This window comes from Burkholderia sp. M6-3, from assembly GCF_050858985.1.
Lineage (GTDB): Bacteria > Pseudomonadota > Gammaproteobacteria > Burkholderiales > Burkholderiaceae > Paraburkholderia > Paraburkholderia caledonica.
This window is the reverse complement of sequence record NZ_CP110091.1, coordinates 982664-1008870: the sequence shown is the minus strand read 5'-3', so window position 1 is coordinate 1008870 and position 26207 is coordinate 982664. Positions and strand designations below refer to the sequence as shown.

Here is a 26207-nt window from a genome sequence, read left to right as displayed (position 1 = left end):
AAATTTCGCCACATCGAAAGTATGTGGAATGTCTGCGCCCCGCACGACGCGCAGACGGGAAAACGAGGAAAACGCAGGTTCAGTCGATCCGACGGCGCGGCACACGGGCCGCAATCAGCAGCAGCGCGGCGAGCGAGACGAGCAGCAGAATCAGCGACAGCGCGGACGCCGGCAGGTAGTAGCCGCGCTCCACCTGACCGACCACGACGATCGGCACCGTCGCAAAACCGGGGGGATAAACAGTGAGGGTCGCGCCCAGTTCGCCCAGCGACAGCGCGAACCCGAGCGCGAGACTCGCGCGGATCGCCGGCACGAGTTGCGGCAGCACGACGCGGCGCAGCACCATCGACGGAGGCGCGCCGAGGCTCGCGGCCGCTTCGCGCAAAATCGTCAGTTCAGGGCGCAACGCAGCCGCCGCGCACCGGTAGCAGAACGGCAGCACGAGCGCGAGTTGAACAAAGACGACGATCGCCGCGGAACTCGACAGGTCCACAGGCCGTTTGTGATACGCGATCAGCACCGCGAGACCGAGCACCACGCTCGGCACGCCGTTGGGCATCATGGCAATGGTGTCGACGAACGCGCCGAGCCCGCGCCGGTCGCGTCCTTCGAGCGCGAGCGCAAGCCACAACCCCAGAATCGTGCCGAGCACGGCGACGCCCATGCCGATCTCGAGGCTCGTTGTGAGCGCGTCGAAGTCGCTGGAACCGAGCCGCTCGAACCAGCGCGTGCTGAAGCCGGCCGGCAGAATCGTGCCGGACCAGTGCGCCGCCACGCTCGACAAGCCGACCACGATCACGGGCAACACGAAGAGCCAGAAGCACAACAGCGCGGCAAAACCGAGAAACAGGCCGCCGAGCATCCGCACGAACAAACTCCGGCGCACCGGGCGCGCCTTCTTGTGCATGACCGGCAGCACGGTCGGGTCGAGTTCAACGGCCATGGCCCGCTCCTTTTACCTTGCGACGGTTGACCTGGCGATACAACGCGTACAGCGACAAGGACATGATCAGCATGACGACCGCGCCGGCTGCCGCCGTCGGCAGATCGAGGTCGACAGTGGCCGAGCTGTAAATGGCGACCGGCAACGTGATCAGATGCGCGCTGCCAAGCACGAGCAGAATGCCGAACTCGTTGAGCGTCAGCAGAAAGCACAGGATCGTGCCTGCAGCGATACCCGGCCACGCAAGCGGCACGATCACCTTGAATGCGACCATCCAGCCGCTAGCGCCGAGACTTCTGGCGGCTTCGATCAGACGCATGTCGAGCGTGGCGAACGAAGCCAGAGTGGGCCTCACGACGAACGGCGCGTAGAACACGACCTCGGCGAGAATCACGCCGCCCACGCCGAACAGGAAATCGAGCGGCGGCGCCTCCAGATGAAAGAGCCGCTGCAAGCCGATGCTGACCGAGCCCTGCGAGCCGTACAGAAAAATCAGCGTGAAGGCGACCAGAAACGACGGGAACGCGACGAACAGTTCGAGAAAGCGCGTAACCATCCGCGCGCCCGGAAATGGCTTGAAAAACAGCAACGACGCCAGTGCGACGCCGAGCAGCGATGCAAGTCCGGCGCTCGCGAACAGAATCCACAGCGTCGTGCCGATCACGCCGCGCGTCTCGGGATTGCCGAAGAACGCCGCATACGCCTGCAGGCCGATGCCATGCGGCCCGCCCAGGCTCAGCAACACGAGGCGCACGAGCGGGTAGATGACGAGCGGCCCGAGCACGACCACCGCGATGAACAAAAGATGCCATTGCGCCATGCGCTCGCGGCGCTTCACCGCGGCCCGATGCAAAGCGGCGCTCGCGCTGCGGCGGGCGTCGGCTGCGGCTGCCGCCGAGGCGGGAAGCGAATCCGATGCCTCAGGGGTGGATAAGGACGACATCGTCAGCCTCGTAACGCAGGGAAACGCGCGCGCCTTTCTCCGGCATCATGCCGTGGCCGCGCTGCATGGTGACGAGGAGCGGTTCGTTTGGCATCGCGTCCAAAGCGACCGACACCGACAATACCGCGCCATACCATTCGACCGATGTTATTACGCCGTGCAGCTGTCCTTCTCCAAGCGGCACGATGCGCAGCGCTTCCGGCCGCAGACAGGCGACCCGCTCGCGCTCGTTGTAGCGCGCGTCGTCCATGCCGAAAGCGACTTGCGGCGGCAGCAGATTCGCCGTGCCGAGATAGCGCGCGACAAAGCCGTCGTTCGGCGCGTCGTACAACTGTTGCGGCGTGCCGAGCTGCGCAATACGGCCATCGCGCATCAACAGCGTGCGATCCGACAGTACCAGCGCATCATCCTGGTCGTGCGTCACGCAGACAATGGTCAGATTGGGCAGGCGCTCATGCAGCGCCTTCAGTTCGGAGCGCACCGACACGCGCAGATTGGCATCGAGCGCGGAGAGCGGCTCGTCGAGCAACAGCACGTCCGGCTCGATCACGAGCGCGCGCGCAAGAGCCACGCGCTGCTGCATGCCACCGGAAAGCTGCGCGGGCATCACGTGCCCGGCGTCGCCGAGTTGCACGAGTTTCAGCACCTCGGCCACGCGTCGTGCGATGTCCTTCGCCGATACGCGCCGCGCCCGCAAGCCGAACGCGACGTTTTCGAATACCGACAGATGCGGGAACAGCGCGTAACTCTGGAACAACAGGCCGAGGTTGCGCTTATGCGGCGGCACGTGCGTGAGATCGTGGCCCGCGACTGTGAGCGTGCCGGACAGGCCGTCCGCCTCGATAAACCCGGCGATGAACCGCAGCAGCGTAGTCTTGCCGCAGCCGCTGCGGCCGAGCACGGTGAGCAGTTCGCCGCGCTGGATGGTCAGCGACAGATCGTCGAGCACGGTGCGCGAGCCGAAGCGCACCGTCAGGTGATCGATCTGCACGCCGCCAGGCGCGTCCGAACGCGCGGCGCCGAGCGCGTCCAGCGAGGCGTCGAGCGCGCCTCGCCCAGCAAGACTGGCCGTATTCACCGGATTCATCCTCCAACAAGATTGATGCTCAGGCAGCGCGCCGGCGATCACACCGATCGCGAGAGCGCTGCGTGCTTCGACTGGGAAGCAAGACTGAAAAGCCTAAAAAGCGGCTTACTTCGGCTTGACCACTTCGATCTGCTTGCCCGACGAACCGATCACGTCGCTCTTCCAGCGCGCGGTCCAGTCAGCTTTCTTGGCCATCACGTGGTTCCAGTCCACCGGAATCAGCTTCACGCCCGCAATCGCCTGCTTGACGGTCTCGCCGTTCTTGCCGGCGAGCGGCACGTCGGTGCGGCCCGGAATACCGAAGATGTCCGGTACCTTGGCCTGCACTTCCGTCGACATCAGATAGTCGATCAGCTTCTTGCCTTGCGCCTGATTCGGACCGTTCTTGATGAGGCCGATTGCATACGGCAACTGGAACGTTGTCGGTTGCTCGCCCGGCGCCGCCGCGAGGAACACGGGCTTGAGCGACAGGCCGCCGTTGGCCGCGTCGTCCAGATCCATCTGCAGATCGCCGTTCGCGAACGCGATTTCGTTGCGCGACAGCAGAACGTCGAGGTAGCCCGTGCCCTTGGTGTGGAACTTGGCGCTTTGTTCCAGCTTCTTCAGATAGTCGAATGCCTTGTCCTCACCCATCAGCGATGACGTCAGGATGATCACGGCCATGCCGTCGCCCGCCGTCGCCGGGTTCGAGTAAGCGACCTTGCCGCTGTAGTCCGGGTGCAGCAGATCGGCAAAGGTTTTCGGCTGGTTTTTCGTGACTTCCGGGTTGATCGCGAACGAGAAGTAGTTGTTCACGAAGGTCGCCCAAGCCCCATTCGGCGCCTTGGCGATCGCCGGCACGTTCTTGTAGTTCGCGCTCTGGTATGCCTGAAGCAGACCGCTCTGATCCGCCTGCTGGATGAACGGCGGCAGCGTGACGATCACGTCCGCCTTCGGCTGGTCTTTTTCAATTGTCGCGCGGTTCACGACTTCCCCGCTGCCCGCGGTGACGACGTTGACTTTCACGCCCTCCTTCTTTTCGAAGGCCGGCAGCACGTCTTTATAAAGATTTTCCAGGCCGTCGGCGGTGTACAGCACCACCGCATCGGCGGCCTGCGCCTGCATGGCCACGCCACCGAACATCGCGGCGGCAACCAGCGCCGGCAGAAGCTTGCGTGCGAGGCCCGTGGTCTGAAGGGAGTTTGTCTTTGTCATGTCGCTTTCTCCGAAAGGCAAAAAACCAGACGGTCGGGAAAACCCGATACCTGTTGTGATTGAACGGCGCGTGGCGCGCGCCGTTTGCGCTTTATTTGCTGCTTGGGTGCGTGTTGCTGATGTGCCGCTTATGTGCTGCTTGCGTGACTTATTGCATGTTGCCGCAGCCGACCCCGATGCGATCAAGCGATTGCAGATTGCCGACAACCTGGCGGCGTCTTCCCAACCGAGATTTGCAACCTGTCTATCACGTTCGCGCTGCCTGCCATGCCTGTAAGGCACGGCAAGGATCACAGGTTTCGATGACAACGCCATGACTATTCTGTCGAATTCCAAAAATTGACACAATTCGCCAATAATAGCCAAGCCGACGGAGTAGCGGGAAAGTGACGTGATGAGATTGAGCACAGCCGCTGCCACATCGCCGCTGATCGGGAATCGGATCATGCGGGACTGCGCTCTACCGGCAGCAGGCGGCGCGACGCGTGTCGCAACCCGTCGCCGTAGCGCGCGCACCGGCCGCGCACATGGACTCAGGCAATCACGATTTCCGGGCCATGGGCCGTAATCGCCTTGCCGATGGCGCGCTCGGGGGCCAGCTCGGTCACGAGATACCGCGCCGACTCAATGCCGTTGATCCGCACCGGCGTGACGCGGCCGAACTTCGAATGATCGGCCACGACGACCACCGTATCGGCGGCGGCGATCATGCGGCTGCGGACTTCGGCCGCCATGCGGCTGTAGTCGGTGAGATAACCGTCCGGCGAGATGCCGCCTGCGCCGATGAATGCGAAGTCCGCGTGATATTGCGTGAGCTGGTGGACCGTGTCGAGCCCGAAGGTGGCGTCTTCGATATCGGACAGTTCGCCGCCCAATAGCGTGACGCGATTGTCGTTGCGCCGTCCGAGCAGCAGCGCGATGCGCCAGTCATTGGTGTAAACCGACAGACGGTGCCGGTCGAGCAAGGCTCGCGCGACCGCCTGCGTCGTGCTGCCGGAATCGACGATCAGCGACGCGCCGTCGGGAACGAACTCAGCCGCACGTTCGCCGATCGCGCGCTTCGCGCCGGCGTTTGCCGCTTCACGCGTGTCGAGGTCAGGCTCGCGCCGGTCGCCCGACAGCGCGCCGCCGTGGGTGGTGACGAGCAGGCCGCGTCCGGCGAGCGCGTTGAGGTCACGGCGAATGGTCTCGCGCGACACGTTCAGTTCGCGCACCAGCTCGGCGACTGACAGCGCGCCCGTTTTAGCGACTTGCGCCAGGATGTATTGGTGACGTTGTTCTGCGAGCATTCAGCGTTGTTCCTTCTTCTTCCCGCGAGAGCTGTCACGCGGGGCATATCTTCGTCAAAGCCTTTTCCCAGAACCGCTTTATGTATCTCCAAGCGGCGTCTGTGCAACTCCACGTTGCCGGGCTCGCACATTGGCTAGATGTTCATCTGCGCATTGGTCTGCCCGCGATTGCACCAGCGCGGTTCAATGCCCCTTCCAGCAGTCGCGAGAGCAATGCACTGCGATTTCTACCTCGCCCGGCGAGTGCGTCAATGCGAGCGCGACGCGACGTTCGCGCAGACCCGACTCTTACACGCAATGCATTCAACCGTGCCGCAACAGCTTTCGACGCCGGAATCATACACGGAGAGAAAATTGTGTGACGATTTCCTCACCGGCCGTATGGAACGCCTTCGATGCGACGCGCACACCGCGTCTGGCACGCGCAATGCGCACAGTGACGCGGGGTGATTCTCTTCTTTCCGGAGGTTGAAATGGCAACAGAAACTTACGCGGGACGCACTCAGGACGATCGCGCGGCAGCGCGCAAGGGTGAACGCGTCCCTGCCCAGGAACAGCCGGGCGGCTCGATGGCAGTAGAAGGTACACAGCCGGACGCGTCGCACAGCAGCGGAGAATTGTCCGAGGAAGGTAAGCGCGCCTGGCAACAAGGCAACACCATCGGCGGAAAGCCCGAAGCTTGATTGAGGCCTAACCGCGGCTGAATGGGTCGTGACACGCGTGCCGCACTGGCGGGACGCGGCGTTGCCAGCGGCAGGAACTACCGTTCCACCGTGATTGGAAACGCTCGTCGGCTGGCCGCACGCGACTTTGAGTTCACGCTCGCCTCTCTTGCACACGGCTCAACGCCCGTGCGATGACTGTTCAGCGCCGAGTAAAACCAGCCGCAAATCGTCAAGGCTGCCGGGATGGGCGGCGGTCTGCCTTATGCCCATCGCACACGGGTTCAACGTTTTTCCGAATGTCCGGCGAACAACTGCCGGTGGCGCGCTTCGGTTTCGTCATCGGCGGGAAACATGCATTCCAGGCGTATCTCCTGTGCGGTAACGTTCTGCGGCGCACCAACGGTCGTAACCATCGAGAAATATCGAAGCACCGCGTCCCCGCTGATGAAGCCTATCGGAATGACGGGAATCGTGGGCCCGGCGGCCGGCGCATGATGCGTCTTCCAGTCGCGCGGCACATCTGGATAGGCCAGCAGTTCGTCGAGCAAATGCCTCGTGCCGGCATCGACGACGTGACCGATCGACTCCCGATACACCCGCTGCAGCAAGCTTCGCGAGACCGTATCCCAATCGGCCACGAAGGGACGCATGCCCTGCGGATCGAAGATCAGATGCAGCATGTTGCGTGGACCTTTGCGCGAGGTCATGTCGATGAAACAGTCGAAGAAGCGCGGCGCCGCGTCGTTGGTCATCAGAACGTTCCAGTAGCGATCCATCACGATCGCCGGGAAAGGCTCATGGTGGCGAACCACGCGCTCCAGCGCGGCGATCACACTGTGCATCTCCTGTGCGTTCCATGGCGATTCCGAATACACCGGTGCGTAGCCAGCCGCGAGCAACAGCGCATTGCGCTCGCGCAGCGGCACGTCGAGCGTCTGTGCAAGCGTCAGCAGCGTGTCCCGGCCCGGCACGCTGCGCCCGCTTTCGATAAAGCTGATCTGGCGCTGCGAAACACCAGCCTCGAGAGACAGATCCAGTTGACTCACGCCACGCATATCGCGCCAATAGCGCAGCAAGTCGCCAAGCTCACTTTGCGGCACTTTCGGATCGTGACTGCTCGCGTTCATCGGATTTCCGGGATCAATGTAAAGAACAAAATAATTCAGCGTGCGGGCGCAAGCCAGACGAATTCCTCGAACTGCGCTTCGAGCTGCGGCCGGGTGACGCTGCCCGCATAGTTCGTGATCGTCGATGCGGCAACCACCGCAATAACTTCGAGTATCTGCTCAACGCTGAACCCGGCTTCCAGGAAACCTGTCTGGTCCGATTCGCTCAGGTGGCCGCGCTTTTCTATCAGCGTGCGCGCCAATGCGGATAGCGCGGCCAGTTCGCGGTCATCAGGCAGGACACCGTGGCGGATTGCGTCTACGTCGGCGGGATGCACACCTTCTTTCAACGCCAGCGCCGTGTGAAATGCGACGGCCCAGACACTTGCATTCGTCACTGCGTTGGTCAGCAGCAGCGTCTGAATTTGCGGCTCGGTCAAACTGCTCGCGTGCACACGCTCGAACAGGCCGATAAAACCGTTGATCAGCATAGGCGACCGCGCCATCTTGGCCGCGATGTTCGGTATCAGGCCGAACGCCTTTTGTAATTGCTGGAGCACGGGCGTTGATTCTGCCGGAGCGGATTCGATCGTGTACGTGGGAAAGCGGGACATGGTATCTCCTTGGCGGCGAGCGCAACCGGAATGGAAGCGCGACAGACAGAGACTAGATGCCGCCGCTCATGGCGCCAATTACATTGGATGTAATCGCTGCGCGACATCGGAGTTAGTCGCCACGCGGCAAACGCAAGGCCAGCACGTGAATTCGCAACCTCCTTTTATCTATCCAGTTCAGCCATAGAAAGTACTCGCAAATAAGTTCCCTCCACTGGAATAAACCCGATCGCCCTCTCGTTCATTGAGCGTTGTGACCTTTGGACGGAACAAGGAGTGCGGCCATGAAGTCTCTACTCGCAGCGTTCACCGTCGTAGCCTGCAGCGCAGCTATCGCGACACTCGCGTCATGCGGTGGCAGTTCCAGTTCTCCCAGTTCTGGGCCGCCTGCACAGTCGTCGTTCACCGCAACGGCGCTCGTCTCGGATGGCGCCGTGTCGGCGGCGCACACCGACGTCAATCTGAAGAATGCCTGGGGCGTGGCCTTCAATCCGAAAGGCTTCGTCTGGGTCGCCGACAACGGAACCAACCTCGCGACACTCTATGACGGCAACGGCGTGCCGCAATCGCTCGTCGTCACGATCCCGGACGGCAAGAATGGGACAGCGTCGCCAACAGGCATCGTATTCAACGGCACGCAAAGCTTCAACGTGACGCAAAACGGCAAGTCTGGCGTCGCCGCATTTATCTTCGTGGGCGAAGGCGGCACCGTCACCGCATGGGCGCCTGCCGTTGGGCCAACCAATGCGTTCGTCATGTACGACGACGGCACCGGCGGCGCCGTGTACAAGGGCCTCGCGCTCGCGGCCAACAACGGCAACAACTTCCTCTACGCGACCGATTTCCATAACGGAAAAATCGACGTCTTCGACACCAATTTTGCCAAGGTCGCCATGCCCGGCGCCTTTACGGATCCGTCGATTCCTGCCGGCTTTGCGCCGTTTGGCATCCAGTTGATCGGATCGAACCTGTTCGTCACTTACGCGGAGCAGGATGCAGAGAAACATGACGACGTCGCCGGAGCGGGACTGGGTATGGTGGATGTATTCGATACGGCAGGTAACCTCAAGCAGCACTTTGCAACGGGCGGTGCGCTGAATGCACCATGGGGTATTGCGCAAGCGCCAAGCAATTTCGGCTCATTGAGCGGCGCGATATTGATCGGCAATTTCGGCGACGGCACGATTAACGCTTTCAACGCATCGAGCGGCCAGTCGATGGGCGCCATCAAGAGTTCGAACGGCAGTGCGATCGTCGAGCCGGGCTTGTGGGGCATTGCGTTCGGCAACGGGCTCAACAATCAGCCTGCTACTACGCTCTTCTTCGCGGCGGGGCCCAATGACGAAGCAGACGGCGTCTATGGAAGAATCGATCTGAATCCGGCATCGACCTCGGGTTCCGCCACGGGAACGAGCACAGGCACGAGTTCGAGCGGAGGGTCGAGCATCGGCATGTAGGTTCGCGAATATGCACGGCCGCTCATCCACAATGAGCGGCCGCATTGATTGAACACCGCGAGCGCCGGAGTCTGTGACGCAACTCGCGATGACCGCGCTCAACGAGGAAGCATTCGGTAGAGTCGATGTTCCGGTAGCGTCGCAACGAGTTGCCAACCGGTTAGTGTTTCAGACAGGCGCCGTTGCGGATCGAACACAGCGAGATAGACTTCCGTGAATCGGGTTTGCAGGTCTGGAAACCTGTTCTGCAAGTCCGCGGCCCACGCGCGCAACATACCGTCGTTCGCCCGGAATGCCGTGTCGCCATTCTCGATATCGTCCTGGAACTTCCTCAATGCGGCGTTTTCTGCGCGATAAAGCACTGGCTGCTGGCCCGCCTTCAGATAGAGATCCGGCACGAGAACCCGATCGAGCGTTGCAAGCGCAACGACCTTATCCAGATACGGATTCCAGCGGTGAGGCGCGGTCCTTGGCGACGGATACGTCGTATCCTGTTTGTATTGAAACAAAACCGAGCCCGATTTCAACGACGCGAAAGTAGCGCGGTACGCCTGAATGGAAGGCTTCGCCGCACGCCAATCGGCCGTCACCGTCGCAATGCGAAACAAGAAAACAATCGCAAGCGCTAGCGCGCCGATACGTTGCAGATGCGGTGCGGAGGCCCGCACATCTACCAGGGCTGTCAGCAGGAATGCGAAGCTCAGCGCACATCGCTCGACAACGCCATAAGAAGCAAATGCGGAGAACGGCGCGAATAGCGCTACCAACGGAAGCGCAATCACCGTGATCCGGCACTCAGGCTTACAGGTCCACCATCTCATTAGAAAGCCGACGGCTACTGTCAGGCCCATGCTCGCCAGCACTGCGACGTCGGCCGGGGGATTGCCGATTGCGAAGACATCGAGCCAACGGCTGATTTTGGCGAATATATGAACGACGCCGAAGTCGACAGAGCCACGAAGTCCGCCGGTACTGCTATGCGCCAGTAACACAACGGGAAGTACCAACGGAACCAGGCTTGCACTTGCGTGCATGACAAGCGAGCGGATTCGCAGTTTCCCTTCCTGCAGGAAACAGCCAAGCTCCCACGTTCCTATGACCAGTGCAAAAACGGCCAAAGGAAAAAGATGGCAAAAGTAAATCACAAGGGCGCTGCACGACGACGCTATGATCCGCGCGACCGTGGACCGGCGAAGCGCCACATGCAAGGCTATCGCCCACAAACAAAGGCCGGTCCCGAACAGAAAGTTATCGTAACCGCGTATCAGGATCCAGTTGTAGAGAAGCAGGAAACTGAACAGCGGGAACCACGACCACCGGCCATTCAGAGCACGGCTGAGAACCAGACAGCCCGAGCTCAGCAACGCGAGTTCGACCACGATAAAGAACCATGCTGCCCACTCCACCGGCATCAGCTTCGCGATCCACGGCAAGGTCAGGTCCATTGCAAGGTCGGGCAACGGGTCCCACCGAACGACGAAGTTGCCAGCGTAGGAACCAGGATGCGCCAGAATGTCTACTCTGACGATGTTATAGAAGTGCTGTCCCAACGGCGGAATCGACGAGACAAAGAGCGGCGTGGAAGCCACCACAGTAGCAATGAGCCAGACGCTCCACAAATACAACGGCCTGCCGGTATATGCCGTTCCGTTTCGAGCAGTCATCAACACCCCTTTCAGATTGTGTAGACGTTCGGCCTTTTGGATACGACCTGGAGAAGGACGACGCTCATCTCGCCTCTTTATTCACGCAACCAGACAGCCACGTGACTGCATGCTACGGGCGGGATAAGAGTCGAGAGAGCCAGTATTCGCGTAACCGGTCCGCTTGAATCGTCCGGTCTACCGTCTAATAAAACGAATCAGACAACCTTGAAGACGGAAGTGGCGAAGGCTCTAATTTCATCGAACTGGGTAACGAGCTCCAGGCACAGCACGAAACCCAACATGGCTGATGGTCCTGGATTGCGCTCGATCCAGCGCAACATGGGCGTCGCGTAATGCGCTCTCACGGAGTCGCGAGTCATGACGTAGGTGATGACGATGCCAATCGCGGCTCCTCCCAACAGGTCGGTCGGGTAATGGAAGCCGAGGTAAGCGCGCGGCATGCAAATGAATATTGCAACATACAGCAGCGCCAGAATGCCAACGCGGCGAGAAACGATGAAGATCCCTACCGCAACCGACATCCACAACATTGCGTGATCGCTCGGAAATGAACTCCACGCTGATAACAAGCTTTCGCTTTGCGGGACAACTGGGAAGTGAAGATGCAGGTCGGGCGAAAACGCCGGGCGCGTGCGGAACGGTAAAAAATGCGCCAGAAGTCTTCCAGCGAGCAGAGCCAATAGCCCGCTCACGGTAGTCGCAATGACGACCTCACGCCGCCATTGCCGACGCTCGGCAGACTGAAACCATAGCCACCACAAAACGGGAATCAGCACCAGACCTTTAAATGTGTACATGTCCGCGATGGCTTGCACCGCATGATTACAGAGGACACAAGAATGGAATCCGCTAAAAAAAGTCTCGATGCTCGTGTCGAAGCTATTCATTTTTCGCGTAGACAATAAGGTACGTACTGGGACAGGACGGTAACCATCCGTCTTGCGGAATAGGCCCGCCCAACGAGTCGCTTTGCTGCCTGCGGTACACCCAGATTATGTTATTTACCACCGTGCGATGCCGGGAACCGGCTCCCGAATGCGCGTTGGCGCACGCAAGAATGAAGAAAGGTCTCCGCTCCGGCCGCAAAATGCGGAATGCTTTCACATTGCCCTCAAGCTCTCTAGTCGACGTCAGCCCAATGATCGCCGTCATCGGGCAACGCTGCTCAGCGCAACATATCGCGCGAAGTACTGGCACAAGCAGGGGACATTAAGGCCGGAAAAGTGCGCGCCGCAGCGCCCGCACTTTTGGAGGAATGTATAGGCATTCGACTTGCTCGCAGACCTAACCGAGCCGGCATTTATAGCAACGGAGGTCTGACGAAAATAACAAGTCGACCCTGAACAATTCGGAGCTCCTTGTGCAGCAGAGCTTTGAGGCCGAAATGGTGTTGTGAGAATTGCAGGAACCTGGCACATTAACGCGAGAACCCTGCATTTTTCGACGAGGTGCGGATGGGTCCGAAGACACCTGTGACGGAGGGAGATTTTTTCCGCCAACCGCTGCGCGAACAGATCAACCTGAAGCATCCGTTGATACGTTTGGCCGACCTGATCAACTGGGCGCGACTGGGCGCGTCGATGAGCGAAAGCTTTGTATCGCGCAAGGGGCGACCGGCGACGTCGCCCAGACTGATTGCCGGGCTGCTGTATTTGCAGCACGCGTTCGACCTGTCCGACGAAGAGGTCGTCTGGCAATGGGTTGAGAACCCCTACTGGCAGGTCTTTACGGGCGAGACGTATCTCCAGACGGAGCCGCCAATCGACCCGTCGAGCCTGACGCGCTGGCGCAAACGACTGGGCGAAGCCGGCGTTGAAGAATTGCTCGCCGAGACGATCGAAGCAGCGAAGCGCGCTGGCGTGATCAAGGCCTCGAGCGTCAAGCGCGTGATTGTCGATACGACTGTCATGGAGAAGGCGATCGCACACCCAACCGATTCGCGATTGCTCGAACGGTGTCGCGAACATCTGGTGAAGGCTGCGGCACGGCATGGTCTGAAACTGAGGCAAAACTACAACCGCGAGGCGCCGCGACTGGGGCTGCAGATTGGCCGCTACGCTCACGCGAAGCAGTACAAACGCATGAGAAAGACATTGCGCACGCTGCGTTCGCGCGTTGGACGGGTGATGCGTGATGTGGAGCGGCAGCTCTCCCACGTGCCAGACTCAGGTCGTGTGGCGTTGCAGGAGTTAATTGGTCGCACGAAGCGCATCCTGGCGCAGAAGCCGAAGGACAAAAATAAGCTCTACGCGCTGCACGCACCGGAAGTTGAATGTCTGGCAAAGGGAAAGGCCCGCACGCCCTACGAATTCGGCGTGAAAGTGTCGATCACGACGACCCACAAGGAAGGCCTGGTCGTTGGCATGCGCTCGATGCCGGGCAATCCGTATGACGGGCACACGCTGGCTGAAGCGCTGGAGCAGGCGGCAATCCTGTGCGACGACACGCCAGAAGTCGCCATCGTCGATCGCGGCTACAAGGGTGTCGCCGTCGATGGCGTGAAGATCTATCACCCGGGGTTGCGGCGTGGCATCACACGCGGACTACGAGCGATGATCAGGCGACGCAGCGCAATCGAGCCAGCCATCGGTCACATGAAGACAGACGGAAAACTTGATCGCAACTGGCTCAAAGGCGCGCTCGGCGATGCGATGCACGCGGTGCTGTGCGGCGCCGGTCACAACTTCCGGATGATCCTGAGGAAGCTGCGGCTTCTTTGTGTCTTCGTTCTCGTTGCCCTGTTCAACTGCCACACTGCCACCGAAGTGCCGGCGTAACGCGAATGGCACGAGAACCGAATTGTTCAGGGCCGACTAACAAAGAAAACCAGTTGCATCGATTGAATGCTCAAAGGTCAACTTGCCGCTATCACCGTCGCCACGCAAAGGAATACGACGAGCAAACTCAGGCGGTTCTTGATGGTGAATACGATCGGATCGTCGTGCATCTCGCCGCGAAAGGCTAACATCCATACACGGCTGATCCAGAAGAGCAGCAGCCCGAATAGCAGCCAGAGTGCATGCGGATGTCGATAAAGCGCGCGTACATCGGACGAATTCATATACAGCGCGAGAACCAGCACTGCGACATAACCGGAGGCCGTGCCGAACGAACGCAGAATGCCCAGATCCTGTGTGACGTACCCGCGCCCCACTGCGCAGGCCTTCGCTTCACGCAATAGTGCGTCGAGCTCGGCATAGCGTTTGACCATGGCGAGGCTCAGAAAGATCAGAATCGAAAACATGATCAACCAGTCGGAAAGCGGGATGTCGCCTGCGGCGCCGCCGGCCACGACGCGCGCGGTGTAAAGAGCCGCTAGAACGAAGACGTCGACAAGCATGAACCGTTTGAGCCTGAGCGAATAAGCAAGCGTGGTCGCAAAGTAACCGGCCAGTACCAGCTGAAAGGTAAAAGGCAGCAGCAGAGCAAATCCCGCCGAGGCGATAAGAAGCGCGCAACCGAGAAGCATGCCGAAAGCCAGCGATAACTGTCCTGACGCAAACGGCCGATCGCGCTTGTGAACATGGCGTCGGTCCGCGTCGAGGTCCAGCATGTCATTCAGCAGATATACAGACGAAGCGCAGAAGCAAAAAGAAAAAAATGCAATGACTTCGGCTTGCAGCGTGTCCCCCTCGGTAAATCGGTGCGATGCGAGCAGTGGCACGAAAATCAGGAGATTCTTGACCCACTGGTAAACACGCATTTCCCTGACAGTAAGGCCGATTAGCGATCGCCGATCCTCGAAGAAGAGAACCTTGTGATTGACCAGTTCGGCCGCCTCGGCGATCTGGCGCGTTCCCACAACGATCGCCCGTCTACATTGCTTCCAGACCGGCACGTCACACAGCGCGTTGCCGCAATAGTCGAAACCGTGCGGACCGAATTCTTCGGACAACGCAGACGCCTTGTGAACACCCGACAGATTGTGGGCGTCAGTGCTCGCTAGAATCCCTTTGAAGAAGCCAAAATACGAGGCTATCTCTTCAGCGAACTTGCGGTTTGCAGCGGTGCATAAATAAAGATCTCTGCCATACGACCGTTCTTCTCGCAGAAACTCCACGAGGCGCGCGTTATAAGGAAGCAAGGTCACGTCGATCGCGGCACGCTGTGCGATCTGCGCCTTCAAATGAGCCTTACCGCGCAACAGCCAGCCAATGCATAAGAACGCATACAGCGGATTTCGTTTTACAAGCACGAGAAACGATTCCACCAGGAGGTCGGTGCTCGTCAGCGTGCCATCGAGATCGACACAAAGGGGTACGCTCGCTTCGGCCATCATTTCCTCGTGTGAATGTGTTTGGATGCTCGATACGTTCACGCAACGCGCACTGCATACACTTCCCGCTTCGAGAATAGTGGTCTAGTTGTTCCAAACTGTGCGTCAGAACACATTTGTCACTGCGTCGTTAAAAAAACCGTCATAAAATCTGCAAAGCAATTTCCTTCAGTTTTCCTTAAGTTTTTCGCCATAGCATCGTGACGGATGTATGTTCCCCGCCGCCGCCGCCGCGAGAACACTATTTCGAGAACTGTTTTCCTCAGAAGACAACGGCGCTGACACGTGTTGCTTATGTGGGTTATGAGCTTCGTTCGTTCTTCCGGCATGTGCTCGATATCGAATCAATCAGCGCAATCGCGAGCCTCATTGGCTTCGGGAAAAACCAGTGTTGATGATCGAACAATGGTCAGATGCGATCACCATAGAGCGCATAGCGAGACTGACGCGTCCAGCACGCGGACTCCCTGGCAAGACCGAGCTGCCGGTTCGCAGATGCGCCGTCGGCGCGCATTCCTGATAATCTGATTGTCCTGGCCACGCCGCGCCCAGCTCTTGTGCGCCGCATTGCCGCCAACCGAACTGCCGATGCCCCCACTGTTTCGCCGCTTACTCCTGCTCTACCACGCACTGCGTTACGGCGCGCGCCTGATCTGGCTCGCCGCGCCAGCCAATCGCAAGCTGCACTGGTTGGTCGAACTCGTCGGCCGCGTGCATTCGTCGACACGCAGTGCGCGCAGTGTTCACAGCCTGCTGCCCGCGCTCGGCCCACTTGCGGGCCAGTTCGCGAAGACGCTGGTCGAGCGCCCTGAACTGGCAACCTCGACATTGCACGACGCGATCGACGCGATCAATCATATGGAAACGCCGCTGCCGCCGCGCGAATCCGAGGAAGCCTTGACTCGAGCGTTCGGCCGGCCGCTCGCCACCCTCTTCAGCGCGGTCGACCTGATACCGGTGCGCAGCGGTTTCGCCGAACAGACGCATTTCGCGCGATTGCTGATGCCGGTCAACGGGCATCGCGAAGTGGCGATCAAATTGCTACGCGCCGGCCAGTTGCAGCAGATCGGCGACGAGCTTGCGCTTTTGCGCTGGGTCGCCCGCTGGCTGGAAAAGCTGTCGAGCACCGCGCGCCGCCTGCGGCTGCGGGCGCTGACTCAAACCTTCGCGGACGAGATTCAGCGCCGCTTCGATCTACGATCCGAAGCCGCCAACCTGAGCCAGACGGGCCATCATTTCGAGGGCGACACGCGCCTCGCCGTACCGGACGTGATCTGGGACCTTTGCACCAGTCACACGCTCACTATGCAGCGCATCGACACGCTGCCGGCTACCGACCTCGGCGGTCTACATGCGCATCAGGTGAAACTCGCACCGCTCGCTGCCCACATTGTGGAAGTGGTGACCGAGCAGGCATTCGAACACGGCTTCTTTCACGCGACGCTTGACGCGCGACGGGTTCGCGTAAGCATCGAGCCCAATTCTTTAGGACGACTCGTGCTGGCCGAATTTTCGATCATGTCGAGCCTCTCGACCGGCGAGCGCGAGTTCTTCGTTCATGGCGCGACCGCCCTATTCGAGCAGGACTACGGCCGGCTCGCCGAACTGCATCGCGACGCCGGGCATGTGCCGCATCAGACTCGCCCCGAAATGCTCGAAGCGGAATTGCGTACCCGAGCCGAAGCGCATTTTGCGGCGGCTGCGCAAGACCGCTCCGCCGGGTCGCTCTTCCATCAACTGCTGCACGCGGTGCTTCCGTTCGATGGTGTTGTCTCCGGCCGACTCGCTACCGCGCAACGATCGTTCCATCAGGCAGAGATGCTCGCGCGCGCGCTGCATCCGGGCGTCGATACATGGAACATCGCGCGGCGGGTGCTCGCGGACATCGCGCGGCGCGACGTCGATCATCGGGGCTGGTTCCAGCGCATTTCACGCGAGCTGCCGCATCTCGCCCATATGCTGCCACGCGTGCCGCAACTGGCCGTGCGCTATCTGCAGCACGAACACGACCGCGCGCGCACGCCGCGGCACAACGCCCAACTGCTCGCCGACATCGGCCGCGAATACCGGCGTACGCGGGCGCTGTTGTGGGCGTGCGCTTTGTGTGGCGGAATCCTTGGCGCGGGCACGATGTTGCTGATGCGTTGATGGCTGCGCTGACGCATTGATGGCATACGTTGGTTGCACTAATGCACTGATGGCAAGGCGTCAGCTGCGGTGATGCGCGGACGGCATCGTGTCGACTGCACTAATGCGCGGATCGCATGGCGCTCGAGACGCTGACCGCAGGCCAAACGCCGCACATCAATCCGCCGTGTCCGCCGCTGCCGGCACTTTGGCGCGCGTCCTTGCGTCGGGCGCCGGCGCCCACGCCGGACGGGCCTTGCGCGCCGAATCCACCACGACGATATACCGCCCTGCCCACGGCATGATCTGCCGATCGCTCTTCAACACCCACAGCGATTTGCCCGAGTCGACGAGCGCCTCATATTCCGCGTCGAGGATCCCGTAATGATCCAGAAAAGTGTTGAGCGATGCGGGGATCCGGACGCAACCCTTCGAGTGGCGCACGCCGAGCAGCGGCTCCAGCCGGTCGGGGTCGGTGGCGTGCATCTGGAACCGCATCTGCGAGATCCCGCCCTTGCCCCAGCCACGCTCTGCCTGCGCCCAGCCCAGATCGAAAATGCGCATGTCACGCTTGCCGTAGCCGCGGATATGGTTCTCGTTCTCCGTGCCTTCAGCGCGGAAGTCCATGTTGGACGGCGTGTGCTCGAACACGCCGAGTGGCGTGACGAAGTGGTCGAACTCGCCGGGCCGTCCGGTGGACACGGGCGACGCGCCGATCATCTGCCAGGCGTCGGCGGGCGCCGCGCGAAAATAGATCAGCAGCGCCTGCACGTTTGCATTGCGGTCGACCATCACGACGTATTCCCCGGACAGTTCGCCGAGCTCGTGCTCATGCAACGCCGCTTGCAGACGAGCGGCGTAGGCGCGCTGCTCGGAGGCCGGTACATTGAGCCGACGCGTCACGTGGTGGGCGAATACATCGCGCAACGCGAATGCCCGGCGCGGGTCCACGCCGCCGGCCGCATCGGGTGCCGCGACGGACGACGCATCGACGGAAAACGCCGCGTCGCCCGTTGCCGCGGGCGGCCCGGCAGCGAAGGCCGCACAAGCGGAGACGGCAAGCGCAACGCCGCATGTGAGCTTGCACAGCCTGGCAAAGGTGGATAGCACCTGGCCAGGCGTCCGCCGCATGACGCAATACAACTCGCGCGTGGCAAGCGGCAAGGAAAATGCATACGGCATACAGCCGGCTTTGCACTGCGCGGCGACTCGCGCAAAAGTCGGACAGACGAATACAGGCGGGCGAGGCCGCTTGAGATGGTTCATCGCGGGTTCGCACTGATGTGATTATTATTGGTTGCTCGCAGGTTGATGCGGCGCTCGGAACGAGGATGTTACTCAGCGTATGGCAATCTGTCGATGGACCTTCGGCGGATGGACCTTCGGCGGGTCCGCTACGTGCTCGCCACTGTCGCGCTGAAGTTGTTTCTTTGACATTGCGCCCGGGCGCGAGGAGCAGAAGATCATGAAGCAAACCGATCCGGCCGCGATTCAAGCGGACATCGCCGCCGAAATGCACGTCACCGCCGAGTTCGACGCCCACGCGGAGATCGAGCGCCGCGCCTCTTTTCTCGCGAACTATCTGCGCAGCAACGGCCTGAAAGCCTACGTTCTGGGTATCAGCGGCGGCATCGATTCGACTACCGCCGGGCGCCTCGCGCAACTGGCCGTCGAGCGACTGCGCGCCGCGAACTACGACGCGCGTTTCGTCGCGATACGCTTGCCGCACGGCGAGCAGAAAGACGAAGCCGACGCGCAGCAGGCACTGAGCTTCATTCGCGCGGACGAGACCTTGACCGTGGACATCAAGCCCGCCGCCGACGCGATGCTCGCGTCGTTGCATCAGAGCGGACTGCCGTTCGCGGACGAGGCGCAGGAAGATTTCGTCCACGGCAATATCAAGGCTCGGCAACGGATGATCGCGCAGTACGCGGTAGCCAGCACGCGCATGGGCGTGGTAATCGGCACCGACCACGCGGCCGAGTCGCTAATGGGATTTTTTACGAAATTCGGCGACGGCGGCGCCGATGTCCTGCCGCTCGCCGGACTCAACAAGCGGCGGGTGCGTGCGGTCGCGAAAGCATTGGGCGCCTCGGACGCGCTCGCTCACAAGGTGCCGACCGCGGACCTCGAAGCGTTGCGCCCGCAACGGCCCGACGAAGACGCCTACGGCGTTCCATACGAGACGATCGACGACTTCCTGGAAGGAAAATCCGTAAGCGATGAGGCCCGCAAGATCATCTTGCGGTTTTACGAGATCACGCGGCACAAGCGCGCGTTGCCGTACACGCTGTTCGATTGGCCGGAGGCTGGAAGCGGAGACTAAGAAGCTGTTGCGAAATTAAGTTCTGGGCCTGTTAACTTTTCTGACTTGGTGTTAACTTCCTGTCTTGTTTTGTCCAACAGGAAGCGATGCCTAAAGAACTCATCGACGACGAATTGTGGTTGCTCATCGAACCGCTTTTACCTGCTCGGGCACCGCGCAATCGCCAGTATGCGGGCCGCAAGCCGACTCCCGACCGTGCCGCGCTGACGGGCATTGTGTTCGTACTGCGCTCCGGCATTGCGTGGAATCTGCTACCGCAGGAGATGGGATGCGGTTCGGGCACCGCCTGCTGGCGGCGGCTCGTGGCATGGCAAGAAGCAGGAGTCTGGCAACGCATCCACGAAACGCTGCTGGCCGAACTGCGTCGCCGTGGCGAAATCGACTTGTCACGAGCGCTTGTAGACAGCTCGTCGATTCGCGCGATGCTGGCGGGAAAAAAACCGGCCCGAATCCCACGGACCGGCGCAAGCTCGGCAGCAAACACCACCTCATCGTCGACGCGAAAGGCATCCCGCTCGCGGTCATTCTGAGCGGGGCGAACCGCCACGACGTCACCCAGCTTGATGCACTCGTCGATGCCATTCCACACATTAGAGGCAAGCGGGGACGCCCGTTGCATAAACCGCAAATCGTTCAGGGCGACCGGGGCTACAGCTCGGAACCACATCGACAGCGTTTGAGAGAGCGCGGCATCACGCCGGTGCTCGCAAAGATTGGCTCGCCCCATGGCAGTGGTCTGGGCAAAACGCGTTGGCCAGTCGAGCGCTCGATTGCATGGCTTCACTCGTTTCGACGCCTGAAGATTCGCTACGAACGTTATGCCCATGTCCATGAAGCCTTTCTGTCCCTGGCTTGCGCCTTGATTTGCTGGACGCGACTCAGGCCAATGTTTAACTAATTTCGCAACAGCTTCTAAGACGGCACGAGGCGCACAGCAACGCAGCGAACACCAGTTGGGCGCGCCGCCGGCTCAAGTCTTGAAGCGCTTCTTTCTGCGCATCGTCCGCACCCCACTCGCGCCTTCCCTGCGGAAGACGCCAGAGGAAGGCCCAGCAGTCACTGCTCCGGTGGCGGCTCGTCGGTGAACAGATCGGCGCTCGCCTCGAGCACCATGCCGCCCAGCTGTTTGCCATGAATCTGGCGCGCGATAACGTCGCCGACATACGGCACCTGCGCGTCCAGTTCGACCGTGGCATAGGCGCCGGGCGTACCGGCGTCGACGACCTCTACATTCCGGGCGTAGTGTCCCAGTTCGCGCTGGAGGAATTCGCGCACTTCCTGCTCGCTGCACGACGGCGCGATGTTGCGCACGATCAGGTTCATGCGGCCTATCCTCGACGGGTACTGCGGTCGGCGGAATGTATGTGTACGCGGCGCAAGGCGGCACGCTGTCTGGCCTGCGCGGCGGCGAGTTCACGGATGAGTGCGGCGCCCGCTGCGCCAAGCGCGGCCAATGACAGGTAGAAGGCAATCATTCGAATCTCCGGTAATTGGGCTGGCCCTGCTTCAGAAAGCCACTTGCGTCCACGCATGCAGCACGTCACGGCGTCTTGGAGACCCCGCGTTAAAGACGCAGTCAGTGCACTGTACCTGAACAGCGGAACATTCGCTGGGTAGCGAAGCCGCATGCTTTTCGGGTCCGCCGGGCTAGGGACCGCGCCTGTCGGCCTGCGGACGCGGGCGGCAAGAAACGGACCGCCGCGTCCATCGCCGCAGTGATCACGCCGGTGCAACGGGCCAACCCGGCTTATCGCAAGAGGATCAATCAGCCTGTTGAACGTTGGCTGCGCTCACCCACCATGCGTTCTTGCCTTGCGGCAGTTCGACCAGGACTGCGGACGGATCGTCGACGCCGTCGTCCGCGACCTCGCACACCGCAAGTCCATCGGGTAGGTGCTTCACTTCGCCAGCCGACTGGAACAGCGCAACGCGTTGCGCATTCAACGGACGCAACTGGCGATACACGTCGAAGCTGATGGCTGCAGGCACATCGCCGCGAATCTGCAGCGCGTCGGCTTTACCGCAATGAACCGACTCGGCGGCGAATCCGGACGCGCTGCCGGCGGCACACGCGAAGGTCAGTGCGGCAAGCGTCGCCGGGGCAAGAGGTGAATGGATCATGATGATTCTCCAGGAATAAGTTCAGATGGCGCGATGAACGGCAAGCGACTCACGGGCGCACATCGAGAGAAAACCCTCTTCAGTCTGCACATAAGCGCGGCCAGGCCCATGCGAACGAATTTAATTAGCGGCACGCAGGTTCCGGGGAACACAGCCTCAAGGCTGTGAGCCATGTCCGGCGGCTCGCCCGCTCTCGGCGCTGGTGGCGACGTCCAGCCGGCTGACGTCACACGAGGTCTGGCTGAAGCCCGAATAGACCACCGACCAGTTGCCGACGATCGCCGCTTGCGCCTCCGCGAGACTGACCTTGCCCTCGCAGACACAGCGCTTGAGCATGACCGCCGCGCGCGCTTTCCGGCGCTCACCCTGGCGGCCCGCCCACGGCAACAGACCGAGGTTGGCAGGCGCGTCCGGTGAACCGCCCAGCACCACGGGTACGCGCCTGTCCAGTGCGAAATCGGCGCCATCGTCGGCATCGATACCGCGCTCGGCAAGCATCCGGTCTTTGTGCGCCATGAGTTCATCGAACGGCGGCGCGACCGCGCTCGCATAGCCAGGGCGGCATATCGTTTCGCCGATCGATTGCTGCGTGACGCGTTCGTCGAGCATGCGTGCCTCCTGCGCGTACGCGCCACCAACGCGCAACGCGAAAAGCGCGGTGGCGCTCAGCGCCATGGCGAACCGCAACGAGCGCGGACGCCGGGACGCAAGCGCGAGCAGATGTGCTCTAAAGATCCTACCTGTGTGGTCGCTGGAATAGCCGCTGCGACGCCTGTCTGCAATGTCTGCGTTCATTCGTCGGCGCGCCTGCGGAGGCACGCAATAGTCAATTCGCAAGGTAATTAAAACACATTCAATACGCATGCGAAAAAAATGCTTGCCCGCCGGATGCACGACGCGCATTGCGATGGACCTTCCACGGCGACGAAATGCCGCCGCGGACTCACCACCGCCCGACCTACTGTGCCACGCGAGCCTGCAGCGCCCGGATACGGCTGAGTGCCTCGGTGTTCGCCACCGCCGAATCGTACATTGCCGCGAGATCCGCCTTCAACGCGGTACGCGAGCCGCCGTCGAGATAAATCATGTGACCCGACGGATAAAAGCGCGCCGAAAGATTCTGCCGAACCTGCTGACTGAGCAGCGGCATCTGCTGCAGGTCGAGCACAGTTTGATAGAACGGCGTGACGAAATCGTAGAAGCCGTTTGCCGACAGCACCTTGAGGTCCGGATTCAGTGCCATGACGGCGGCCAGATCGCCGGCCGTGTACAGAATCACGTTGCCCTTGTCGTCTACGCCCTTTTGAGCACCGGTCGGGTCGATATGACTGAAGTCCCAGAACTGGAACGCCTGATCGTTCAGGTCCGTGAACGCCGAGTTCGACGTGTATTTCAACTGCTCGTTCAGATAGACGTTCCACATCGTCGTGTAGACGCCCGAAACCGCCGTCATGGTCGGGTCGTTGCCGCCCGAATTGGGATCGACCTTGCCGGCTATGCCGGTTCCGATCGCGGTGACCCGGCCGTCGTATGCACCAAGCACGAGGCCTTGCGGCTTGAGCAGCGTGGTCAGAAATAGCGAATTGCCGCGGCTGTCGTACGACGCGACATCGAGACTCCACGCAAGCAAGGTTGTCTTGTCGATGCCCGTGTATTCGGCGAGTTTCTCGACCGTCGCAGAATCGGTGGTCGGGAATTTGCGCAGCGCCGCCAGGTAGTCGGTGCGCGCGAACTGCGCGACTTCTTCAGCGAATGCGCCCAGATCGGTCGGCCGCGGCGCGATGCCGAGCTTCTTGTGATACCACGCGTCGGCGGCGGCCGTGGGCAGCGCGCCGACAGGATTGCCCGCCTGCGTGTAGTCGAGAATCGACGATTGCAGCGTAATGCCGTTCAGATCGACACCGCCTTCGTGCAGCCGGTAGGCGACCACGCAACTACGCGCCGTGCCGTAGGACTCGCCGAACAGGTACTTCGGCGAATTCCAGCGGTTGTTCTTCGTCAGAAAGCGCTTGATGAATTGCGCGATCGAATCCGCGTCCTGGTCGACGCCCCAGAAATCGCGGTTCTTCTTCGGCGCGATAGCCGCCGAATAGCCAGTGCCGACCGGATTGATGAAGATCAGGTCGCTTCTGTCGAGCAGGCTGTCGGGGTTGTCTTCTATCGTGTAGGGCGCGGGCGGCGTAAAGTTCGGCATCGACGTCTTGATGCGGCGCGGCCCGAACGAGCCGAGCAGCACGAACACCGCGGACGAGCCCGGTCCGCCGTTATAGAAGAAGGTGAGCGGCCGCGTTTCTTCTTTCTGGTTGTCCTGCGTGAACGCGACGTAGAACATCCGCGCGGCGGGTTCCGAACTGCTCGGGTCGACGATCACGAGATGACCCACCGTCGCCGTGTAATTGATCTTCTTGCCGCCTATCGTGACCGAGTGATGCGTGATCGCAGCACTCTCGTCCGTGGCCGTGACGGAGTCGTCAGGCCCGTTGCCGTATGCAACTGGATCGAAGAAAGGCTGATCCGCCGCCTTGCGTTTCGCACCGGCCGCTGGGGGCGTGCCCGAGGTTTGAGAATTCTGCGACGATTGCGGACTAACGGACGTTGACTCTGTGCTTGTCATGATGACTCCCTGGGTACGTTCACGTCTTGTGCCGGTGCTGCGGATTCCTGCTGACTATAGTGCTCCGGCCACTTTCTGACCATTGGGGCTGCCGAGTCCCGTACAGGCGTCCCAGCCCGCCGACGCCGCGAAGCTGCCGTTGTTGCCCTGCGTGATGTCGTTGCAGACGCCCGCCGCCTTATAGAGCTTCGGGTTCACGAAGCCCGCCGGCTTGCCTTTCGCTGCGTTGATGCGGGCAATCAGCGCGGCCCAGAGCGGCGCCACCGCGCTCGTGCCGCCAACTACGGTTTGTGTGCCCGCGACGAGCACGGTGTAGCCGGTCAGCGGTGAGGCGTCGCCCGCGACATCGGGCACGCCGCGCTTCGCAAGCGGCTTCTTGCCTCCTTTCGACATCGCAACCGACAAGCCCTCCTGCCAGGCCGGCAACGAAAAAGCGCCACTCACGCCTCCGCCGCCGGCGCCGCCTTGCGGGCCGTCATTCCAGACTACCTCATGCGTGATGGACGTACCCGATGCGCTCAGGCTCGTGCCGCCGCACGCGAGTACATACGGACTCGCCGCCGGGAAATCGACCTGATCTCCCGTGCCCGCGCCGTCGCTCGATCCGCTATCGCCCGACGCGGCGCAGACCGTCACGCCGAGCGCGGCCGCGGTTTGCAGCACGCTGTTGAACGCCTTCAGCGACTGGCTGGTCCAGATGGATTCTGGACCGCCCCAACTGATCGAGATGACCGACGGCTTGTTGACCGTATCGTGCACCGCACGGCTGACGGCGTCGATGAAACCCGCGTCGCTGTTCGGCGCAAAGTACACGGCAATGGTCGCGCCGGGCACGATCGCGCCGACGATCTCGATGTCGAGAGTGACCTCACCGTCGGGACCGTTGGGGTCGCCAGTCGGCTCATTGCGCGCCTGATCGACGCTCACCGACTTCACCGTGGGCGACGGCACGCCGAGGCTCTTGAAGTACGACGAGAGGTCAGCCGGGTCATACCCGCCGCCCAGTTCGATGATGCCGACGCACTGGCCGCCGCCGTCGCCTTCGGGAAATTTGTAGAGAGACGCCAGTTCAATCGGCGTGAACGAAGCCTGATGCGTCCGGGCCGGGCGGAACGGCGGGCGGATGCGAAAGTGCGGCCGTGCCTGCGGACGGTTGTCCAGCCCGAGCACCGCCTCCACGACGCCGTGCAGATCGTCGGGAACGCTGACCGAGCCGGTACGGCCGCGAAATTCCCCGGCCGTATGGTGCTGATACTTTTCAAGCTTGACTCCGAATGCGCTCTGGAATTGCGCGACGGTTCCGGAGAGCAGCACGGAGCGCGCGGCCGGGTCTTCACGCACCACGCTCAGGCCGTGCGCAGCCGCGAATGCCTTGACTTTGGCGATGTCGCCCGGGGCTGCGCCATAGTCTTTGGCCAACGTCTCACGCGACAGCGGTTCCACGTTCGGGTCGCCTGCCTCTATGCGTTTCATCAGCGCGTCGAACTGCGCCTGCTGCTGGCGGCGCAGCATCACGAAAACCTCGATCTTTTCCGACGGATCGCAAGCTCCGATGAGTTTCGAACCTTGTTCTACCGTTCGCTCGCTTCCGGGCAGCGGGTGCTTGGTGGCCATGTGTCGACTCTCCTGTTGGCGTGACGGCGCCGGATGCACGAGGGACTGGCGGGGGCGCCCTGTCCGCTCTCTGCCCGACGACAGACGGCACGTTGCTGATTTCAAGGTGCGGCTTGCAGGACTTCGCAAACCCTCGGACCAATGCATTCGAACACAGTTCCGGC

Annotated in this window: 23 protein-coding genes; 7 read left to right on the top strand and 16 right to left on the bottom strand. The window is 61.4% G+C overall.

Features of this window, described 5'->3' with window-relative positions; translation table 11 throughout:
- Nucleotides 1–79: 79 nt before the first annotated feature.
- From phnV to phnS, 4 genes are all read right to left on the bottom strand, one after another.
- Nucleotides 80–943 (bottom strand): 2-aminoethylphosphonate ABC transport system, membrane component PhnV, encoded by an 864-nt coding sequence (gene phnV, locus OH764_RS21815; protein WP_087754299.1) that lies wholly within the window; start codon nucleotides 941–943, stop codon nucleotides 80–82.
- Nucleotides 933–1886, bottom strand: a complete 954-nt coding sequence (locus tag OH764_RS21810) for a 2-aminoethylphosphonate ABC transporter permease subunit (RefSeq protein WP_498850764.1) — start codon at nucleotides 1884–1886, stop codon at nucleotides 933–935. Before OH764_RS21810 ends, phnV begins: the two co-directional genes overlap by 11 nt.
- Entirely contained in the window at nucleotides 1864–2964 is a 1101-nt protein-coding gene (gene phnT, locus OH764_RS21805; protein ID WP_498850763.1) for a 2-aminoethylphosphonate ABC transport system ATP-binding subunit PhnT, read from the bottom strand. The genes OH764_RS21810 and phnT overlap by 23 nt, the downstream gene beginning before the upstream one ends.
- A gap of 114 nt (nucleotides 2965–3078) precedes the next feature.
- Complete coding sequence (gene phnS / locus OH764_RS21800) at nucleotides 3079–4167, bottom strand: 2-aminoethylphosphonate ABC transporter substrate-binding protein (RefSeq protein WP_498850762.1); 1089 nt, start codon at nucleotides 4165–4167, stop codon at nucleotides 3079–3081.
- Between phnS and OH764_RS21795 the strand changes: the two genes are divergently transcribed.
- Nucleotides 4166–4444, top strand: a complete 279-nt coding sequence (locus tag OH764_RS21795; RefSeq protein WP_498850761.1) for a hypothetical protein — start codon at nucleotides 4166–4168, stop codon at nucleotides 4442–4444. The two genes, phnS and OH764_RS21795, sit on opposite strands and share 2 nt — an antisense overlap.
- Before the next feature lie 256 nt (nucleotides 4445–4700).
- On the opposite strand, the gene OH764_RS21790 is transcribed toward OH764_RS21795, so the two are convergent.
- The gene (locus OH764_RS21790) at nucleotides 4701–5456 is read right to left on the bottom strand and encodes a DeoR/GlpR family DNA-binding transcription regulator (protein ID WP_498850760.1); all 756 of its coding nucleotides are present in this window, start codon (nucleotides 5454–5456) and stop codon (nucleotides 4701–4703) included.
- A 473-nt stretch (nucleotides 5457–5929) separates the two neighbouring features.
- On the opposite strand from OH764_RS21790, the gene OH764_RS21785 reads away from it, so the two are divergent.
- Nucleotides 5930–6139 carry a hypothetical protein gene (locus tag OH764_RS21785; RefSeq protein ID WP_498850759.1) on the top strand — a complete coding sequence of 70 codons (210 nt, stop codon included), beginning with the start codon at nucleotides 5930–5932 and terminating at the stop codon, nucleotides 6137–6139.
- A gap of 263 nt (nucleotides 6140–6402) precedes the next feature.
- On the opposite strand, the gene OH764_RS21780 is transcribed toward OH764_RS21785, so the two are convergent.
- The gene (locus OH764_RS21780) at nucleotides 6403–7248 is read right to left on the bottom strand and encodes a helix-turn-helix domain-containing protein (protein WP_498850758.1); all 846 of its coding nucleotides are present in this window, start codon (nucleotides 7246–7248) and stop codon (nucleotides 6403–6405) included.
- A gap of 35 nt (nucleotides 7249–7283) precedes the next feature.
- Nucleotides 7284–7841 (bottom strand): carboxymuconolactone decarboxylase family protein, encoded by a 558-nt coding sequence (locus tag OH764_RS21775; RefSeq protein WP_498850757.1) that lies wholly within the window; start codon nucleotides 7839–7841, stop codon nucleotides 7284–7286.
- A 284-nt stretch (nucleotides 7842–8125) separates the two neighbouring features.
- Between OH764_RS21775 and OH764_RS21770 the strand changes: the two genes are divergently transcribed.
- On the top strand, nucleotides 8126–9298 hold the full coding sequence (locus OH764_RS21770) for a TIGR03118 family protein (RefSeq protein ID WP_498850756.1): 1173 nt from the start codon (nucleotides 8126–8128) through the stop codon (nucleotides 9296–9298).
- Between the two features lie 98 nt (nucleotides 9299–9396).
- On the opposite strand, the gene OH764_RS21765 is transcribed toward OH764_RS21770, so the two are convergent.
- Together OH764_RS21765 and OH764_RS21760 are read right to left on the bottom strand one after the other, a co-directional pair.
- A complete protein-coding gene (locus OH764_RS21765; protein ID WP_498850755.1) occupies nucleotides 9397–10962 on the bottom strand; it encodes a hypothetical protein in 1566 nt (521 codons plus the stop codon).
- A 197-nt stretch (nucleotides 10963–11159) separates the two neighbouring features.
- Entirely contained in the window at nucleotides 11160–11852 is a 693-nt protein-coding gene (locus tag OH764_RS21760) for a phosphatase PAP2 family protein (RefSeq protein ID WP_498850754.1), read from the bottom strand.
- Nucleotides 11853–12419: 567 nt separating this feature from the next.
- Between OH764_RS21760 and OH764_RS21755 the strand changes: the two genes are divergently transcribed.
- Nucleotides 12420–13742 (top strand): IS5 family transposase, encoded by a 1323-nt coding sequence (locus tag OH764_RS21755; protein WP_498847578.1) that lies wholly within the window; start codon nucleotides 12420–12422, stop codon nucleotides 13740–13742.
- Nucleotides 13743–13819: 77 nt separating this feature from the next.
- On the opposite strand, the gene OH764_RS21750 is transcribed toward OH764_RS21755, so the two are convergent.
- Nucleotides 13820–15241 (bottom strand): UbiA family prenyltransferase, encoded by a 1422-nt coding sequence (locus OH764_RS21750; protein ID WP_498851257.1) that lies wholly within the window; start codon nucleotides 15239–15241, stop codon nucleotides 13820–13822.
- A gap of 588 nt (nucleotides 15242–15829) precedes the next feature.
- On the opposite strand from OH764_RS21750, the gene OH764_RS21745 reads away from it, so the two are divergent.
- On the top strand, nucleotides 15830–17389 hold the full coding sequence (locus tag OH764_RS21745; protein ID WP_498850753.1) for an ABC1 kinase family protein: 1560 nt from the start codon (nucleotides 15830–15832) through the stop codon (nucleotides 17387–17389).
- Nucleotides 17390–17545: 156 nt separating this feature from the next.
- Here OH764_RS21745 and OH764_RS21740 read toward each other — a convergent pair whose 3' ends face one another.
- Nucleotides 17546–18499, bottom strand: a complete 954-nt coding sequence (locus tag OH764_RS21740; RefSeq protein WP_498851256.1) for a L,D-transpeptidase — start codon at nucleotides 18497–18499, stop codon at nucleotides 17546–17548.
- Between the two features lie 334 nt (nucleotides 18500–18833).
- Between OH764_RS21740 and nadE the strand changes: the two genes are divergently transcribed.
- Both nadE and OH764_RS21730 read left to right on the top strand, forming a co-directional pair.
- Nucleotides 18834–19694: an ammonia-dependent NAD(+) synthetase gene (gene nadE / locus OH764_RS21735; RefSeq protein WP_498850752.1), complete on the top strand. Its 861-nt coding sequence runs from the start codon at nucleotides 18834–18836 to the stop codon at nucleotides 19692–19694.
- 86 nt (nucleotides 19695–19780) lie between these two features.
- Nucleotides 19781–20592 (top strand): IS5 family transposase gene (locus OH764_RS21730; protein ID WP_498846769.1). Its coding sequence is split into 2 segments (ribosomal slippage): nucleotides 19781–20120 and nucleotides 20120–20592, totalling 813 coding nucleotides; the frame shifts between segments, so codons are not numbered across the junction.
- A 158-nt stretch (nucleotides 20593–20750) separates the two neighbouring features.
- Here OH764_RS21730 and OH764_RS21725 read toward each other — a convergent pair.
- From OH764_RS21725 to OH764_RS21705, 5 genes are all read right to left on the bottom strand, one after another.
- Nucleotides 20751–21017 (bottom strand): hypothetical protein, encoded by a 267-nt coding sequence (locus OH764_RS21725; RefSeq protein WP_087754310.1) that lies wholly within the window; start codon nucleotides 21015–21017, stop codon nucleotides 20751–20753.
- Between the two features lie 438 nt (nucleotides 21018–21455).
- Complete coding sequence (locus OH764_RS21720) at nucleotides 21456–21815, bottom strand: hypothetical protein (RefSeq protein ID WP_498850751.1); 360 nt, start codon at nucleotides 21813–21815, stop codon at nucleotides 21456–21458.
- A gap of 156 nt (nucleotides 21816–21971) precedes the next feature.
- Entirely contained in the window at nucleotides 21972–22610 is a 639-nt protein-coding gene (locus OH764_RS21715; RefSeq protein WP_498850750.1) for a hypothetical protein, read from the bottom strand.
- A gap of 163 nt (nucleotides 22611–22773) precedes the next feature.
- Nucleotides 22774–24429 carry a S10 family peptidase gene (locus OH764_RS21710; protein ID WP_498850749.1) on the bottom strand — a complete coding sequence of 552 codons (1656 nt, stop codon included), beginning with the start codon at nucleotides 24427–24429 and terminating at the stop codon, nucleotides 22774–22776.
- A gap of 54 nt (nucleotides 24430–24483) precedes the next feature.
- Complete coding sequence (locus OH764_RS21705; protein ID WP_498850748.1) at nucleotides 24484–26043, bottom strand: S53 family peptidase; 1560 nt, start codon at nucleotides 26041–26043, stop codon at nucleotides 24484–24486.
- Nucleotides 26044–26207: the final 164 nt, after the last annotated feature.